Annotated in this window: 11 protein-coding genes; 4 read left to right on the forward strand and 7 right to left on the reverse strand. The window is 71.1% G+C overall.

All coding sequences use genetic code 11. The features are described 5' to 3' along the window. Nucleotides 1–127: 127 nt before the first annotated feature. The 3 genes from ABD817_RS19750 to ABD817_RS19760 form a co-directional block, all read right to left on the reverse strand. Nucleotides 128–1,474, reverse strand: a complete 1,347-nt coding sequence (locus ABD817_RS19750) for a cation:proton antiporter (RefSeq protein ID WP_344919479.1) — start codon at nt 1,472–1,474, stop codon at nt 128–130. A gap of 228 nt (nt 1,475–1,702) precedes the next feature. Further along, a complete protein-coding gene (locus ABD817_RS19755; RefSeq protein ID WP_344919480.1) occupies nt 1,703–2,788 on the reverse strand; it encodes a hypothetical protein in 1,086 nt (361 codons plus the stop codon). Between the two features lie 157 nt (nt 2,789–2,945). Further along, nucleotides 2,946–3,506, reverse strand: coding sequence for a TetR/AcrR family transcriptional regulator (locus tag ABD817_RS19760; protein WP_344919481.1), 561 nt, complete (start codon nt 3,504–3,506; stop codon nt 2,946–2,948). A gap of 91 nt (nt 3,507–3,597) precedes the next feature. On the opposite strand from ABD817_RS19760, the gene ABD817_RS19765 reads away from it, so the two are divergent. The 4 genes from ABD817_RS19765 (at nt 3,598) to ABD817_RS19780 (ending at nt 7,487) form a co-directional block, all read left to right on the forward strand. Further along, nucleotides 3,598–4,857 carry an MFS transporter gene (locus tag ABD817_RS19765; RefSeq protein ID WP_344919482.1) on the forward strand — a complete coding sequence of 420 codons (1,260 nt, stop codon included), beginning with the start codon at nt 3,598–3,600 and terminating at the stop codon, nt 4,855–4,857. 49 nt (nt 4,858–4,906) lie between these two features. After that, complete coding sequence (locus tag ABD817_RS19770) at nt 4,907–5,743, forward strand: aldo/keto reductase (protein ID WP_344919483.1); 837 nt, start codon at nt 4,907–4,909, stop codon at nt 5,741–5,743. 243 nt (nt 5,744–5,986) lie between these two features. Continuing rightward, nucleotides 5,987–6,415, forward strand: a complete 429-nt coding sequence (locus ABD817_RS19775) for an RrF2 family transcriptional regulator (protein ID WP_344919484.1) — start codon at nt 5,987–5,989, stop codon at nt 6,413–6,415. 127 nt (nt 6,416–6,542) lie between these two features. Further along, nucleotides 6,543–7,487, forward strand: coding sequence for a sulfite exporter TauE/SafE family protein (locus ABD817_RS19780; RefSeq protein ID WP_344919485.1), 945 nt, complete (start codon nt 6,543–6,545; stop codon nt 7,485–7,487). 99 nt (nt 7,488–7,586) lie between these two features. On the opposite strand, the gene ABD817_RS19785 is transcribed toward ABD817_RS19780, so the two are convergent. The 4 genes from ABD817_RS19785 to ABD817_RS19800 form a co-directional block, all read right to left on the reverse strand. Beyond that, nucleotides 7,587–8,657 carry a s-methyl-5-thioribose-1-phosphate isomerase gene (locus ABD817_RS19785; RefSeq protein ID WP_344919487.1) on the reverse strand — a complete coding sequence of 357 codons (1,071 nt, stop codon included), beginning with the start codon at nt 8,655–8,657 and terminating at the stop codon, nt 7,587–7,589. A 225-nt stretch (nt 8,658–8,882) separates the two neighbouring features. Then, nucleotides 8,883–9,467 carry a DUF305 domain-containing protein gene (locus ABD817_RS19790; RefSeq protein ID WP_344919488.1) on the reverse strand — a complete coding sequence of 195 codons (585 nt, stop codon included), beginning with the start codon at nt 9,465–9,467 and terminating at the stop codon, nt 8,883–8,885. Nucleotides 9,468–9,598: 131 nt separating this feature from the next. Beyond that, on the reverse strand, nt 9,599–11,440 hold the full coding sequence (locus tag ABD817_RS19795) for an ABC transporter ATP-binding protein (protein WP_344919489.1): 1,842 nt from the start codon (nt 11,438–11,440) through the stop codon (nt 9,599–9,601). Between the two features lie 131 nt (nt 11,441–11,571). Then, on the reverse strand, nt 11,572–13,446 hold the full coding sequence (locus tag ABD817_RS19800; protein WP_344919490.1) for an ABC transporter ATP-binding protein: 1,875 nt from the start codon (nt 13,444–13,446) through the stop codon (nt 11,572–11,574). Nucleotides 13,447–13,748: the final 302 nt, after the last annotated feature.

Below are 13,748 nucleotides of genomic sequence, written 5' to 3' on the forward strand. Positions count from 1 at the left end.
GCGTCGCGCCCCCGGCCCCTCCGCCGTGCCGCGAATCTCCGCCGCGTGGACCGCCGTACGGTCCACGCGGCTTGCGGGCCTCCGCTGTGCGAACCGTGGTACCGCGCGTCGCGGTACCACGGCGCCGCTACAGAGGGTCCGAGCTGCTCGCCGGGGACTGCCTCGCCCAGGCGAGCTGCTCGTTCCCGCGCAGGTCCTCCTCGGCGGTCTGCTCCACCCTCGCCATGGCCCAGCGCAGGATCGGCGGTGCCATGAGCGAGGTCACGATCGCCACCAGCACGATGATCGTGTACACCTCGACGCTGAGGATGCCCAGCCGCAGGCCCACCATGGCCACGACCACCTCGATCACGCCCCGCGCGTTGAGCCCCGCGCCCAGCGCGAGCGCCTCCCACCGGTTGAGCTTGCTGGCACGCGCTCCCGCGTACGCCCCGACGAACTTGCCGATGATCGCGACGGCCAGGATGCCGAGCCCGGCGAGCAGGATCATCGGGTCGGTCAGGGACGTCAGGTCCATGCGCAGCCCGGCGGTGGCGAAGAAGATCGGCGCGAAGCCGGAGAGCACCACCGTGCGCAGCGGGGCGAGCCGCGCAGGGTCGACGCCGCCCGCGGAGCCGATCAGGATGCCGCACACGAAGGCGCCGAAGATGGCCTCCAGCCCCATCGCGTGCGTGGCGGCGGCGGAGAGCAGAAGCAGTACGGCCGCGGTCGCGACGGACGAGCCGGGGTCCTCGCCCCGGGAGGTGAGCCGGAACGCGTGCCGTACCAGCGGGCGGCCCAGGGTGAGCGCGAAGACCACGACCGCCAGCAGGCAGGCGAGCGAGATCAGCACGTTCCCGGCGCGCAGGCCGGTGGTGGCCATGGCCGACACGATCGACAGCATGAACCAGCCGAACGCGTCGTCGATCATTCCCGCGGCGAGCGTGAGCTGCCCGACGTTGCGGTGGAGCAGCCCCATGTCCATGAGGGTCTTGGCGATGACCGGGATGGCGCTGACGCACATCGCGACGCCGAGGAAGAGCGCGAAGACCAGAGGCTCCGTTCCGGCGGGAATGAGCGTGGCCGGGAGCAGGAAGCCGGCGCCGACGCCGAACGCGAGCGGCACCAGCAGCCCACCGGCGCTGACACCGGCGGCCGTGGCGCCCCGGCGCCGGATCAGCCCCATGTCCATGTGGATGCCGGTGATGCCGACGAGCAGCAGCACGCCGATCTGCCCCACCGCGTCGAGCAGGTGGAACTGGGCGCTTTCCTGCGGGAACAGCCAGGTGGACAGCCCCGGCGCGACGTGCGCGAGGAACGACGGGCCCAGGAGCACGCCGACGAACAGCTCGCCGACGACGGCGGGCATGCCGAGCCGCCGGGCGAGGCGGCCGAAGACGAGGGCGAGCAGCAGGAGCAGCCCGACCTGGAGTAAGAAGATCAGCAGTTGGTGTGCGGCGATCGGCGCCACCGGCGCCGCGAGCGGGACGAGCACGACAGACCCCTCCGGTCTCTCACAAGGCACCGCCCTGTCTCCCCGGTCAGGACCGTACGACGTAGAGCCTGACAAAACGAAGTTCAGTCATCAATCCTTGAAGAGTTACCCAAAATATGCTTTGTCACGTGTGTCGCTTGTTTTATGGCGGACATCACATGGCCAATCGTGTTTCACCTGTGGAAACGGGCGGAGGTGCGGAAAACCGAAAAGGGCACGGCCTCGTGCTCAGGTTCCTCGCCGGGCCGTGGAGTGGACCGGTGCCGAATGCCCTGCCCCCATTTCCTCCATTTCCGCTTTTTTCGCCGAGTGGCCCTCGGGACGCGCCCAGCAGGTGACCGCGGGGGCGGGTCCGCCGGGGGCGTCGCCCTGGAAAATCATCTTCAGGATGCCGGGGAACTCGCCGGTACGGTCCAGGCCGAGGTCGTGCACCAGCACCGTCGCGGGCCGCGTCCGGGCGACGGTGTCGGCCAGCCCGACGAGCCCGGTGGGGGAACCGGCGGACGGCGGCGACGTCAGGGCCAGGAACCAGGCGCCCACGTCGATGGCGAACCGCGCGAGCCGTGCCCCGTCCACGGTGCGTGTCACGCCGTCGCCCGCCGGGGAGCCGGGGAACACCAGCTCGCCACGGTCACCGGTGAGCCGGCCCGCGCCCACGAAGTGGATCACGTCCGCGGGCCTTCCCGCCAGTGCCGCCCCGATCCAGTTGAGCCACGGGTCACCGGGACGTGGGGCCAGGGCCACCGGAGGGTCGTGGACCACGATGCCGGGACGGGCCGCCGCGAGCCCGCGTACCCGCCCCGCGCACTCCCGGCCGGTGAACACATGCACGCTCGCCCGGTGGCCGGTGCCGTCGTGCCACTGCTCGGCGAGGTCCGCCAGGTCGGGCGCGAACAGGGGGCCACCGGCGCAGAGCACCACCCTCGGCCGGTCGCCGGGCACCGGCGGGCGCGGCGTGAGATACGGCGTGCGCAGGACGGTCCTGGCCAGCGACACCGACAGCAGCCGTTCCCAGGGAAGCAGGTGCAGGTGGCCGCGCGGCTGCCGGACGTCGAGCCAGAGCCGGGGGTTCCCGTCGCTCCCGCCCGCCTCCAGCGCCTCGCCGACCGCGCGCAGGACCTCGCCCGGCACGGTGAACCCGTCCTCGGGGAGCTCACCGGCCGCTGTCCCCTCGTCCGGTACGCCGAACAGCCGGGCGGGCCAGGACGCGCTCCACCGCCGTCCCGGGTCGCGGTGCGGCACCTCCAGGGTCACCCGGTGCCCGCCCGCGGACCTCTTCTCCAGTCGCACGCGCAGCGTGGGCGCCTCCTCCATGACCACTTCCTTACCGGGGAGAGGGATGCTGGTTCTCCACCGGGACGGGACGCGCCTCAGAGGGGTTCGTACCTTGTCGTGAACGGCTCCTTCGCCCGGTACGGCGATGATGGGCCGCGCGGGGCATGGGATGCCTGAGTAGCCCCCTACTCAACCGTCATCGGGGGCCAAGCAGGGTGCCGACCAGGGCGCGGCCGTATCCGGGCGCGAGGGAGTCGCTGATGAACAGGACCCGGTACATCATCGGCGCGAGCACGTGGTCCAGCACCGCGTCCAGCGCGGGCACGTCCTCGCCGCGCCCGGCGGCGCGGGTGAGGATGGCCTCGATCTGACCGCTGGTGTACGCGCAGCACTGCCCGGTGCTCCTGCCGTCGCCGTCGCCGGCGACCACGTCGCGGGCGACCGCGCGGCCGGTGGGGGAGGACATCTCCTCCAGCCACTCCTCGGCCCACGCCGCGAGGTCGTCCCGCAGGTTCCCGAGGTCGGCCGGGGGACCGTCGGGCCGCATGTGCTGCAGGGCGACGTCGGCCAGCAGCTCCTGCAGGTCACCCCACCTGCGGTAGACGGTCGAGGGGGTCACGCCCGCGCGGGCGGCCACCAGGGGCACGGTCAGGTCGGCGCGGTCGCGCTCGGTCAGGAGGTGCCGGACCGCGTCGTGGACGGCCTGCTGCACCCGCGCGCTCCGGCCCCCGGTGCGAACCGCCTGCCTCGTACCCATGGGCCGATCTTAACGCAAAATATTTGCTTCAGTGGTTCCGGGTGTGTACGTTGCTAACGCAAAACCTTTGCTTTAAAGCCCTGGAGTCCCCATGCCCTCCACGTCCTCCGTATCCCCCGCGTCCTCTGTGTCCGCTGTCTCTCCCGCGTCCCCCGCCCGGCGGGCCCGCCTGGGGACCGGCGCGGCCTCGGTGCTCCTGGCGCTGACCCTGACGACGTTCATGGCCGCCGCCAGCGCGCCCACCCCGCTGTACGCGGTGTACCAGGGGTACTGGGGATTCTCCTCCAGCGTCCTGACCGCGATCTTCGCCGTCTACGCCGTCAGCCTGCTGATGGCCCTGCTCACCGTCGGTTCCCTGTCGGACCACGTCGGGCGCCGCCCGGTGATCCTCGGGGCGATCGCGCTCGAAACGGTCGCGATGGCGATCTTCGCCTCCGCCGACGGGGTGCCCGCCCTGGTGGTCGCGCGCGTCCTGCAGGGCTTCGCCACCGGGGCCGCGAGCGGGGCGCTGGGAGCGGGTCTGCTGGACGCCGACCGGACACGCGGCCCGCTGATCAACAGCGTGGCCCCCGCCCTGGGCCTGGCGGCGGGCGGCCTGGGATCGAGCCTGTTCGTGCAGTACCTGCCCGCGCCGACGCGGACGGTGTTCGTCGTCCTCATCGTCGCGTTCGTGCTGCAGGGCGTCGCGATCCTCCTCCTGCCCGAGTCCGCCGGTCGCCGGGCGGGCGCGCTGGCCTCGCTGCGCCCGCACGTCAGCGTGCCCGCCGGGGCACGCAGGGTCCTGCTGATGGTCACCCCGATCACCGTGGCCGGGTGGGCGCTCGGCGGGTTCTACCTGTCCCTGGGGCCGTCCCTGGCCCGCGGCGTCACCGGCTCGACGTCGATCCTGGTGGGCGGGCTGCTGGTCTTCGCGCTGACCTTCAGCGGAACCGTCGCGATCCTCGCCATGCGGGCGGTTCCCGCCCTGCGCACCATGCGCGTCGCCTCCGTGCTCCTGGCCCTCGGGGTGATCGTGACGCTGCTCGGCGTGAACACCGGCTCGGGAGTGCTGTTCTTCACGGGTACGGTTGTCGCCGGGCTGGGCTTCGGCACGGGTTTCCAGGGCGCCGCGCGCACCCTGCTCCCGGCCGCGGCCCCGCACGAGCGGGCCGGGCTGATGGCCGCCTTCTACATCGTCAGCTACCTCGCCATGAGCATCCCCGCCACCGCCGCCGGGATCGCCGCGGGCCATCTGTCCCTCACCGAGCTCACCACGTACTACGGGATCGTCCTCGTCGTCCTCGCCCTGGCGGCTCTGGCCGGGACGTTCCTCGTCCGCGACCGTCTCCCCGAGACGGCGCGCCCGGCGTGACCGCTCCCCGGCGGGGGCCGGGCGGGGCCGCCGTGGAAGGCTGTCCACCATGACTGTTCTGAACATCCCCACGGTGAAGCTGGTCAACGGCGCGGACATCCCGCAGATCGGCCTGGGCACCTGGCCCATGTCGGACGAGGAGGCGGAGGTCGCGGTGGCCGACGCCGTCGAGATGGGCTACCGGCTGGTGGACACCGCCTACGCGTACCGCAACGAGGTCGGGGTGGGGCGCGGGCTGCGGGCGAGCGGAGTGCCGAGGGAGGAGCTGTTCGTCACCACCAAGCTGAACGGCGAGTGGCACGGATACGACGCCGCGCAGGAGGCGTACCAGGCCAGCCTGGACCGGCTCGGCCTCGACTACGCCGACCTCTACCTGATCCACTGGCCGCTGCCGCGCAAGGACCGCTACGTGGAGGCGTGGAAGGGCATGGTCAAGCTGCTGCGGGACGGCCGGGTGCGGGCGATCGGCGTGTCGAACTTCAAACCGGCCCACCTCGACCGGCTGCTGGCCGAGACCGGCGTGGTGCCCGACGTGAACCAGATCCAGCTCAACCCGTTCTTCACCCGTGACGAGCTCCGCGCCTACGACGCCAAGCACGAGATCGCCACCCAGTCCTGGGGCCCCCTCGGGCAGGGAGGCGACCTGCTGGAACAGCCGGTCGTCACGGCCGCCGCCGAGCGACACGGCAGGACCCCCGCCCAGATCGTGCTGCGCTGGCACATCGAGCTCGGCCTGATCACCGTGCCGAAGTCGTCCAGCCCCGAGCGGATGCGGGCCAACGCCGACGTCTTCGGCTTCACCCTCACCCCCGAGGAGGTCGCGGAGCTGTCCTCCCTCGACCGGGGCGAGGCCGCCGCGACCGACTCCGACTCGGTCGGCCACTGACCTTTTTCACGACTCAGGAGACCCGGGTGCGAACGAGGACAGGAGGCGGCTGATCCAGGTGCCGCGCGAGACCTCTGACGCGGGGGCGTCCGCGCGTACGGAGGGATGGGTGGGGTTCTCGCGGGCATACCTGACCGCGAGAATAATTCACAGTTAACCTATAGAGATAGTAGATTTAATCGAGACCAGCCCACATGGGGCCACCGGCCAGAGGTAGAGGCGCACCGTCGGGGGGACTTTCGGATGCACATCACGGCCCGGAGCGACTACGCCATAAGAGCGATGCTGGTCATCGCGCTGAGCGATCCCGCCCCGGTCAAGTCGGAGACGATGGCCCAGGCGCAGGAGATCCCGGCGAGTTTTCTGCGTGGCATCCTGACCGATCTGCGCCGCGCCGACCTCGTCTTCGCCCAGCGGGGGCACGAGGGCGGCTTCACGCTCACCCGGCCGCCCGTCGACATCTCGGTCGGAGACGTCCTGCGCGCCGTCGCGGGCGAGCTGACCTCGGTGCGGGGGCTGCCGACCGGCGACGTGGCGTACTTCGGGGAGGCGGTGCGGTTGCGTACCGTGTGGCTGAACATCGAAACCTCCATCAGCGCCATCGTCGACACCGTCAGCCTGGCCGCCCTCCTGTCGCCGGTGGCCGAGGCGGGCAGGCGACGCAGGGCCTGACCCCGCATGTGGGATGAAGATTCCCATACCTTGAGACGCCTTGCTCGAAACGTGACTTGACGTCGCCTTGGCATTCAATCACCATAATTCCTATCAACAGAGTAGGAAAAACAGGAAGGGGGGCGTTGTGCGTGCGCTCATCCTCTTAGGCCTGGTCGGCTTCGCGGCACAGCTCGTCGACGGCAGCCTCGGCATGGCCTACGGTGTCACCTCGACGACGCTGCTCCTGGCCATCGGCACCAACCCCGCTGCCGCCTCGGCCACCGTTCACCTCGCCGAGATCGGCACCACCCTCGCCTCCGGCGTCTCCCACTGGCGTTTCAACAACATCGACTGGAAAGTCGTCGCCAAGATCGGTATCCCCGGCGCCGTCGGCGCGTTCGCGGGAGCGACCTTCCTGTCCGGCCTCTCCACCGAGGTCGCGGCCCCGGTCATGTCGACCATCCTGCTCGTGCTGGGCCTCTACGTCCTGATCCGCTTCACGGCCTTCGGCCTCCCGCGCGGCAACCTGGGCAAGCCGCTGCGCAAGCGCTTCCTCACCCCCCTCGGTCTGGTCGGCGGATTCGTCGACGCCACCGGTGGCGGTGGCTGGGGCCCGGTCGGCACCCCGGCGATCCTCGCCAGCGGACGTCTGGCGCCGCGCAAGGTGATCGGTTCCATCGACGCCAGCGAGTTCCTGGTCGCCGTCGCCGCCAGCATCGGCTTCTTCGTCGGCATCGGCTCCGAGAACATCAACTTCTCCTGGGTCGCCGTCCTGCTGATCGGAGGCGTCATCGCCGCCCCCATCGCCGCCTGGCTGGTCCGCCACATCCCGCCGCGCATCCTGGGCTCCGCCGTCGGCGGTGTCATCGTCCTGACCAACGTCCGGACCCTGCTGCGCAGCGACTGGATCGACGCCTCCAGCGGTGTCCAGACCTTCGCCTACATCACCATCGCCGTCATCTGGGCCGCGGCCATCGCCTACTCTGTCCGCGAGTACCGCCGTGACCGCGACAACGAGACGGTCGAGGCGATCGAGGAAGAGGAGAGGCGCCGCGCCGCGGAGCAGGAGACCGCCGGCACCGCCAGCTGATCCCGGCGGCGTCCTCCGGCGCGCCGTACGCGCGAAGGCCCCCTCGCCTCGGTGAGGGGGCCTTCGCGCCGTGTGCGGCAGGGGCACCGCCTCCGTCCGTCACGCGCGGGCGATGCCGTTCGGTGACCCGGAACGGCCCACGGGTCCGAAGTGCTCCGACACGCGCTCGGCGGGGTAGGCGCCGTGCTCGGTCACGATCCGCGTCACCAGGTGCGGCGGCGTGGCGTCGAAGGCGGGGTAGTGGCCGGTCACGCCCTCGCCCGCGGTGCGCCTCCCCAGGACGTGCAGGACCTCGTCGCCGTCGCGCCGCTCGATGACGACGTCGTCGATCCCCGGAGCCCGCGGATCGGGTGCCGGGATCACCACGTAGTACGGGACGTCGAAGGCGCGGGCGGCCAGCGCCACCCCGAGCGTGCCGACCTTGTTCACCACGTGCCCGTCCATCGTCACCCGGTCCGCCGCGGTCAGTGCCACGTCGGCGAGCCCGTCGGACAGCACCGAGGCGACCATGCCGTCGGTGATGAGGGTGGGCCGGTAGCCCATCTCCACCAGCGTCGGCGCGGTCAGCCGTGCCCCCTGAAGGTAGGGCCGGGTCTCGGTGCAGACGAACTCCAGCCGCTTGCCCGCCTCCTGCGCGGCCTCGACGGTGGCTATCAGGTAGGTGTCCGCCCAGCAGTGGGTGAGGACGCGGTCGCCGTCGTCGAGCAGTGCCGCCGCGTGCCTGCCCATGGCCGCGCTGCTCGCCAGGTAGGCCGCGTCGTGCTCGGCCGCCGCCCGGGTCACGGCCTCCACCAGTTCGTCCCCGTACGCCTCGGGCAGCGGCCCGTCCACCGTGGCGGCCAGGACGGCCTCGACGGCGTCGCGGATGTGGTTGTTCGTGGGCCGGGTCGCGATGAGCCGGTCGCCCGCCTTGCGCAGCCGCGCCGCCGCCAGGCCCGGCGGCTCGCCCCGCGCCTCACGGGCTGCCAGTGTCATCCCGGTGGTCGCCGCGAACGAGGGGCCGGTGCTCTGCGTGACCATCCGCTCGATGGCCACCGCGACGTCCTCGCTGGTGGCACAGCGCACCCAGCGGTGCTCGAAGGGATAGACACGGCGGTCGAGTATCTCCACGGCGTCCTCGGTGATCCGGACGGAGTCCGCGAGGACAGGGCGCCTTCCGGGCGTGCTCATGAGACCTCCAGCGGGGGATCGGGCGGTCTGCCGCCGCTCTGCTCGCACACCGGGCGCCGTTCGGCGTCACCGCCATCACCGCGACCCGGTTGCGCCTCGCGCTTATGCCCCTTTTGAGGGGCCTCGTACCCACGGATGGCGGGTCGTTCCCGGGCGGTTCGCCGTTCGAGTGAACGACGACCAGGAGTGGACTCCGCGTGGACCCAGAGTGGACGCCGAGTCGACTCAGGCGAGCTTCTTGCCGATCTCGGTGATCTGGGCGCGCTGCTCGCTGACCATCTTCTCCGCCAGCTGGGTGGTGGGCCGGTGCCTGCCCAGCGCGATCGCGACCTTGGCCATCTGGACACCGCTGTTGAGGTGCTTGCCCAGCACGCTCAGCCACAGCTTGTCGAAGGAGGCGCCCGACCGTCCCTCCAGGGAGGAGAGCTGGGTGGCGGACAGCATGCCGGGCATGTTGTGCGCGGCGTGGTCGCCCTCCGCCGGTACCTCGACCTTCCACGACCGCAGCCAGCCGGACATCAGGTCGATGTCGGCGGACTCCTTCTTCTTGATCTTCGCGGCCAGGTCGCGCACGTACGGGTTCTCGCTCCGGCCCGCCACCAGGTCGGCGAGCTGGATCGTCTGGCGGTGGTGCGGAATCATCTCCTGGGAGAAACGGACGTCCGCGTCGGCCCGATCACCGGCCAGTCCCACCGCCTGGACGGGGGTTCCGGCGGTCACGGCCGCTGACGAGCACCCGGCGGTCAGTATGGCGGAGACCAGCAAGGTGGCGGTCAGGGACCGTCGTTTGCGCGACCGCCGGGTGCTCATCGAAATCACTGCCCCTTTCCTGCGGGTGGGAAGGACCATTCGTGCCGTTCCGTCCTGAGATACGCGGGCACCGTTCGCGGGGTTCAGGGTCCGTCGTAAATCGCGCGCCGGATTCCGGACGCCGGGGTGGGTCAGCCGGGGACGTCGCGGTGGTCGGAGATGCTGTCGAGCCAGGCGCGGTGCAGGTCGGCGTAGCGGCCCGCCCGCCCGGCGAGCTCACCGGGCGGGCCGTCCTCCACGATCCTGCCGCCGTCCATCACCAGCACCCGGTCGGCGATCTCGACGGTCGACAGGCGGTGCGCGATGATCAGAGCCGTCCGCTCCGCCAGGATCGTCCGCATCGCCCGCTGCACCAGCCGCTCGCTGGAGACGTCCAGGCTGGACGTCGCCTCGTCGAGGATCAGCACCGCCGGGTCGGCCAGGAACGCCCTGGCGAACGCCACCAGCTGCCGCTGCCCGGCCGACAACCGGCCGCCGTGCTTGCCGACCTGGGTGTCGTACCCCTCGGGAAGCGCGGAGACGAACGCGTCGGCACCGATCGAGCGGGCCGCCGCCACGACGTCGGCCATGCTCGCGCCCGGCCGTCCGAACCTGATGTTGTCCGCCACCGACCCGCTGAACAGGAAGTTCTCCTGGGTGACCAGGACCACCGCGGCGTGCCGCGACTCCTCGCCGAGGTCGCGCAGGTCGACCCCGTCCAGCAGCACCCGCCCGGCCACCGGGTCGTAGAACCTGGAGACCAGCTTGGCCAGCGTGGTCTTGCCCGCCCCGGTGGTGCCGACCAGCGCCACGGTCTGCCCGGTGGGGACCACCAGGTCCAGCCGGGGCAGCACCGCGACGCCGTCCAGGTAGGAGAACTCCACGCCCTGGAACTCGATCCTCCCGCGTGGCCGCTCCAGCGTCACCGGGTCGCCGGGTTCGGCCACCACGGGACGCTCCTGCAGCACACCGGAGAGCTTCTCCAACGCGGCTCCGGCGGACTGGAACGTGTTATAAAATTGCGAGATCTCCTGCATCGGCTCGTAGAACTGGCGCAGGTAGAGCAGGAAGGCGGCCAGCACGCCCACCGTGACCTCGCCCTGGATCGCCAGCGTGCCCCCGTAGAGGAGGACGGCCGCGATCGTCACGTTCCCGATCAGCTTGACACCCGGCGAGAAGATCGCGATCAGGTGCATGCTCCGCCGGTTGGCGTCGCGGTAGTCGGTGTTCAGCTGGGAGAAGATCTCCTGGTTGCGCGGCTCCCCGCGGAACGCCTGCACCGCGCGCATGCCGGCCATCGACTCCACGAAGTGCACGATCACCAGGGCCACGGTCTCCCGGGTCCTGCGGTAGACGATGCTCGACTGCCGCCGGAACCAGCCGGTGAACACCACCAGGACCGGCAGCGGCAGCAGCGCGACCACAGCGAGGTGGACGTCCAGGACGAGCAGCAGGACCGCCGTGCCGAACAGTGTCAGTACGGCGGTGACGAGGTCGTCGAAACCCGACTGCAGCATCTCGGAGATGGCGTCGATGTCGGAGGTGAGCCGGGAGACGACCCGGCCGGAGGTGTAGTCCTCGTGGAACGACAGCGACAGCCTCTGGAAGTGGCCGAACACCCGCCGCCGCAGCTCCAGCAGGATGTTCTGGCCGATGCGCCCGGCCATCCTGAGGAAAATCCGCCGGGTCACCAGTTGGATCGCCGCCGCCGCCAGGATCGCCGCGACGACCGTCATCAGCGTTCGTGGTCCCGCGCCCGCCACCATCGGCGGGATGCCCGCGTCGATGCCCACCTTGACCAGGTAGGGGATGGAGAGCGAGGCGACGTTGCAGGTCACGATGATCGCGACGAGCAGGACGATCTCCCCGCGGTACGGGCGCAGCAGATCGCCGAGCAGCCGCCTGGACCTGTCGCGCAGCAGGAACGACACCTGCGCCGACAGCTCGTCCTGGTTCTCCGCCGCGACCCCCCGCCACTCCCGGGACCCGTTCACGGCCTCGGCGCCGGAGGGATCCGTGACGGCGGGGCCTGAAGGTCTGGAGGGTCCGGTGGGTCCGGAAGGTCCGGTGGCGGGTCCGGTGGTTTCGGTGTGTCCGGAAGGCCCGGTGGACGGTTCGGTCACGCTCACAGTCGCGCCTCCTCGATGTCCGGGTCCGCCGACAGCAGCGCGCGGTACTCGGGCACGTTCGCCATGAGCTCGTGGTGCTCGCCGACGTGCGCGATCGTGCCGTCGAGCAGCAGGGCCACCCTGTCGGCGAGGAGCACGGTGGAGGCCCGGTGGGCGACGACGATCCCGGTCGCCTCGCGCAGCACGTGCCGGAGCGCCTCCTCCACCAGGGCCTCGGTCTCGACGTCCAGGGCCGACAGGGTGTCGTCCAGCACGAGGATCCTGGGACGGCTGAGAACCGCGCGCGCCAGCGCGAGCCGCTGGCGCTGGCCACCGGACAGGGACATGCCCTGCTCGCCGATCCGGGTCTCCAGCCCCCACGGCAGCGCGTGGACGAACCCGGCCTGGGCGATCCGCAGCGCCTCCGCGATCTCCTCCTCGCTCGCGTCGTGCCGCCCCAGCGTGAGGTTCTCCCTGACGCTCATCGAGAACAGCGTCGGTTCCTCGAAGGCCGTGGCGACCATCGAGCGCAGCGTGGGCAGCGGCAGGTCGCGGACGTCGACCCCGTCGATCGTGACCCGGCCCGCGCCGACGTCGTGCAGCCGCGGCACCAGGGAGGTCAGCGTGGTCTTGCCGGAACCCGTCGCGCCCACGACCGCCACCGTCTCTCCAGGCCGCACCTCCAGCCAGACGTCGCGGAGCACCGGTCTCCCGTCGCCGGGGAAGGTGAAGCCCGCCCCCTCGAAGCGCAGGTGCCCCCGGGGCCGTTCGATCACGCCGGTACCCCCGACGATCTCCGGTTCGGTGTCGAGCACCTCCATCACCCGGTCCGCCGCGGTCATCGCCTCCTGGCCCATCGTCAGGATGAAACCGAGCGCGGAGACGGGCCAGACCAGCTGCAGCATCAGGGTGGCGAAGGCCACCAGCGTGCCCAGCGTCAGCGTGCCGGAGCCGACCGCCAGGGCGCCGAGCAGCAGCACGAGCGCGAGGGTGATGTTCGGGATCACCTCGAGGAAGGTGAAGAACCTGGCCGACAGACGGACCTTCTCCATCGAGGTCCCGTAGACCTTCAGCGCCTCTTTCTCGAAGATCCCGGAGACGTACGGGCCGCGGCCGAACGCCTTGATCGTACGGATGCCGGCCGCCGACTCCTCGACGACCGTGGCGAGGTCGCCCTGCTCGTCCTGGACCCGGCGGGAGATGGTGATGTACTCGCGCTTGAAGCGCAGGGTGGTGAATACGATCGGTACCGCCGAGACGACGACCAGCAGCCCGAGCGGCCAGTACATGTGCAGCAGCAGCCCGGTCACCGTCGCGATCTGGACGGTGGTCAGGACGAGGAAGAGCAGGCCGAAGCCGAGGAAGCGCCGGATCGTCGACAGGTCGGTCGTCGCCCGGGACAGCAGCTGGCCCGACTGCCAGGAGGCGTGGAACCCCATCGGCAGCCGCTGCAGGTGGCCGTAGAGGTCGTCGCGGATCCTGGTCTCCAGGCCCAGGACGGCGGCGGCCAGCAGCCACCGTCTCAGGAAGACGAGCAGCGCCTCGGTCACGCCCAGCCCCAGGGCGAGCAGCGCGAGGGGAGGCACGGCCCCGGTGTCGCCCCGGGCGACGGGGCCGTCGATGATCTCCCTGCCGATCAGCGGGATGGTGATGCCGATCGCGACCGCGGCGAAGGACAGCACCCAGATGGCGACCAGGCGGGTGACGTACGGGCGGAGGTAGGACTTCAACCGCCACAGGGAGCCCGCCCTGGCACGGCGCGCGGGGAGGGGCCGCGAGGCCGGGGATGTCGGGGGCGTCAGGGGCGTCGGGGGCGTCGGGGGCGCTGTGTCGGCGGCAGGGGTGTCGGCGTTGTTGGCACTGGCTGTGGTGGGTCCGGTGTCAGGGGGCATCGGTGGGCGGCACGCTCCTCATGGTGTTCTGACGGGGTGAGAGCCGTCCGGGGCATGGCAGGCCGGAACGCCATCCCCTCTCAGCCGGTCTCACCCGCGCCACCGCTCCCGGTGGGTGCCCCGTCGGATCACCGCCACCCGCGTGATACGGGCGACCATTCAGTTTCCGCACCCGGGTGCGGCGTCGGCAACTGATTTGACGGTCGGCGTGGTGTGATCTCCAGGCCAGGGTGCCCATTGACCACGGATCCTCTTTCGGAGTAAAGGGTCCGAGTCCCGGGACGGGTGCGGGTGACGGCTTT

This window comes from Streptosporangium oxazolinicum, assembly GCF_039537505.1.
Taxonomy (GTDB): domain Bacteria; phylum Actinomycetota; class Actinomycetes; order Streptosporangiales; family Streptosporangiaceae; genus Streptosporangium; species Streptosporangium oxazolinicum.

Bases quoted from the DNA above. Each gene is read 5' to 3' on its own strand.
- ABD817_RS19775 (WP_344919484.1), top strand. From the start codon at position 5,987: ATGCACATCACGGCCCGGAGCGACTACGCCATAAGAGCGATGCTGGTC.
- ABD817_RS19755 (WP_344919480.1), bottom strand. From the start codon at position 2,788: ATGGAGGAGGCGCCCACGCTGCGCGTGCGACTGGAGAAGAGGTCCGCG.
- ABD817_RS19790 (WP_344919488.1), bottom strand. From the start codon at position 9,467: ATGAGCACCCGGCGGTCGCGCAAACGACGGTCCCTGACCGCCACCTTG.
- ABD817_RS19800 (WP_344919490.1), bottom strand. From the start codon at position 13,446: ATGCCCCCTGACACCGGACCCACCACAGCCAGTGCCAACAACGCCGAC.
- ABD817_RS19770 (WP_344919483.1), top strand. From the start codon at position 4,907: ATGACTGTTCTGAACATCCCCACGGTGAAGCTGGTCAACGGCGCGGAC.
- ABD817_RS19765 (WP_344919482.1), top strand. From the start codon at position 3,598: ATGCCCTCCACGTCCTCCGTATCCCCCGCGTCCTCTGTGTCCGCTGTC.
- ABD817_RS19760 (WP_344919481.1), bottom strand. From the start codon at position 3,506: ATGGGTACGAGGCAGGCGGTTCGCACCGGGGGCCGGAGCGCGCGGGTG.
- ABD817_RS19785 (WP_344919487.1), bottom strand. From the start codon at position 8,657: ATGAGCACGCCCGGAAGGCGCCCTGTCCTCGCGGACTCCGTCCGGATC.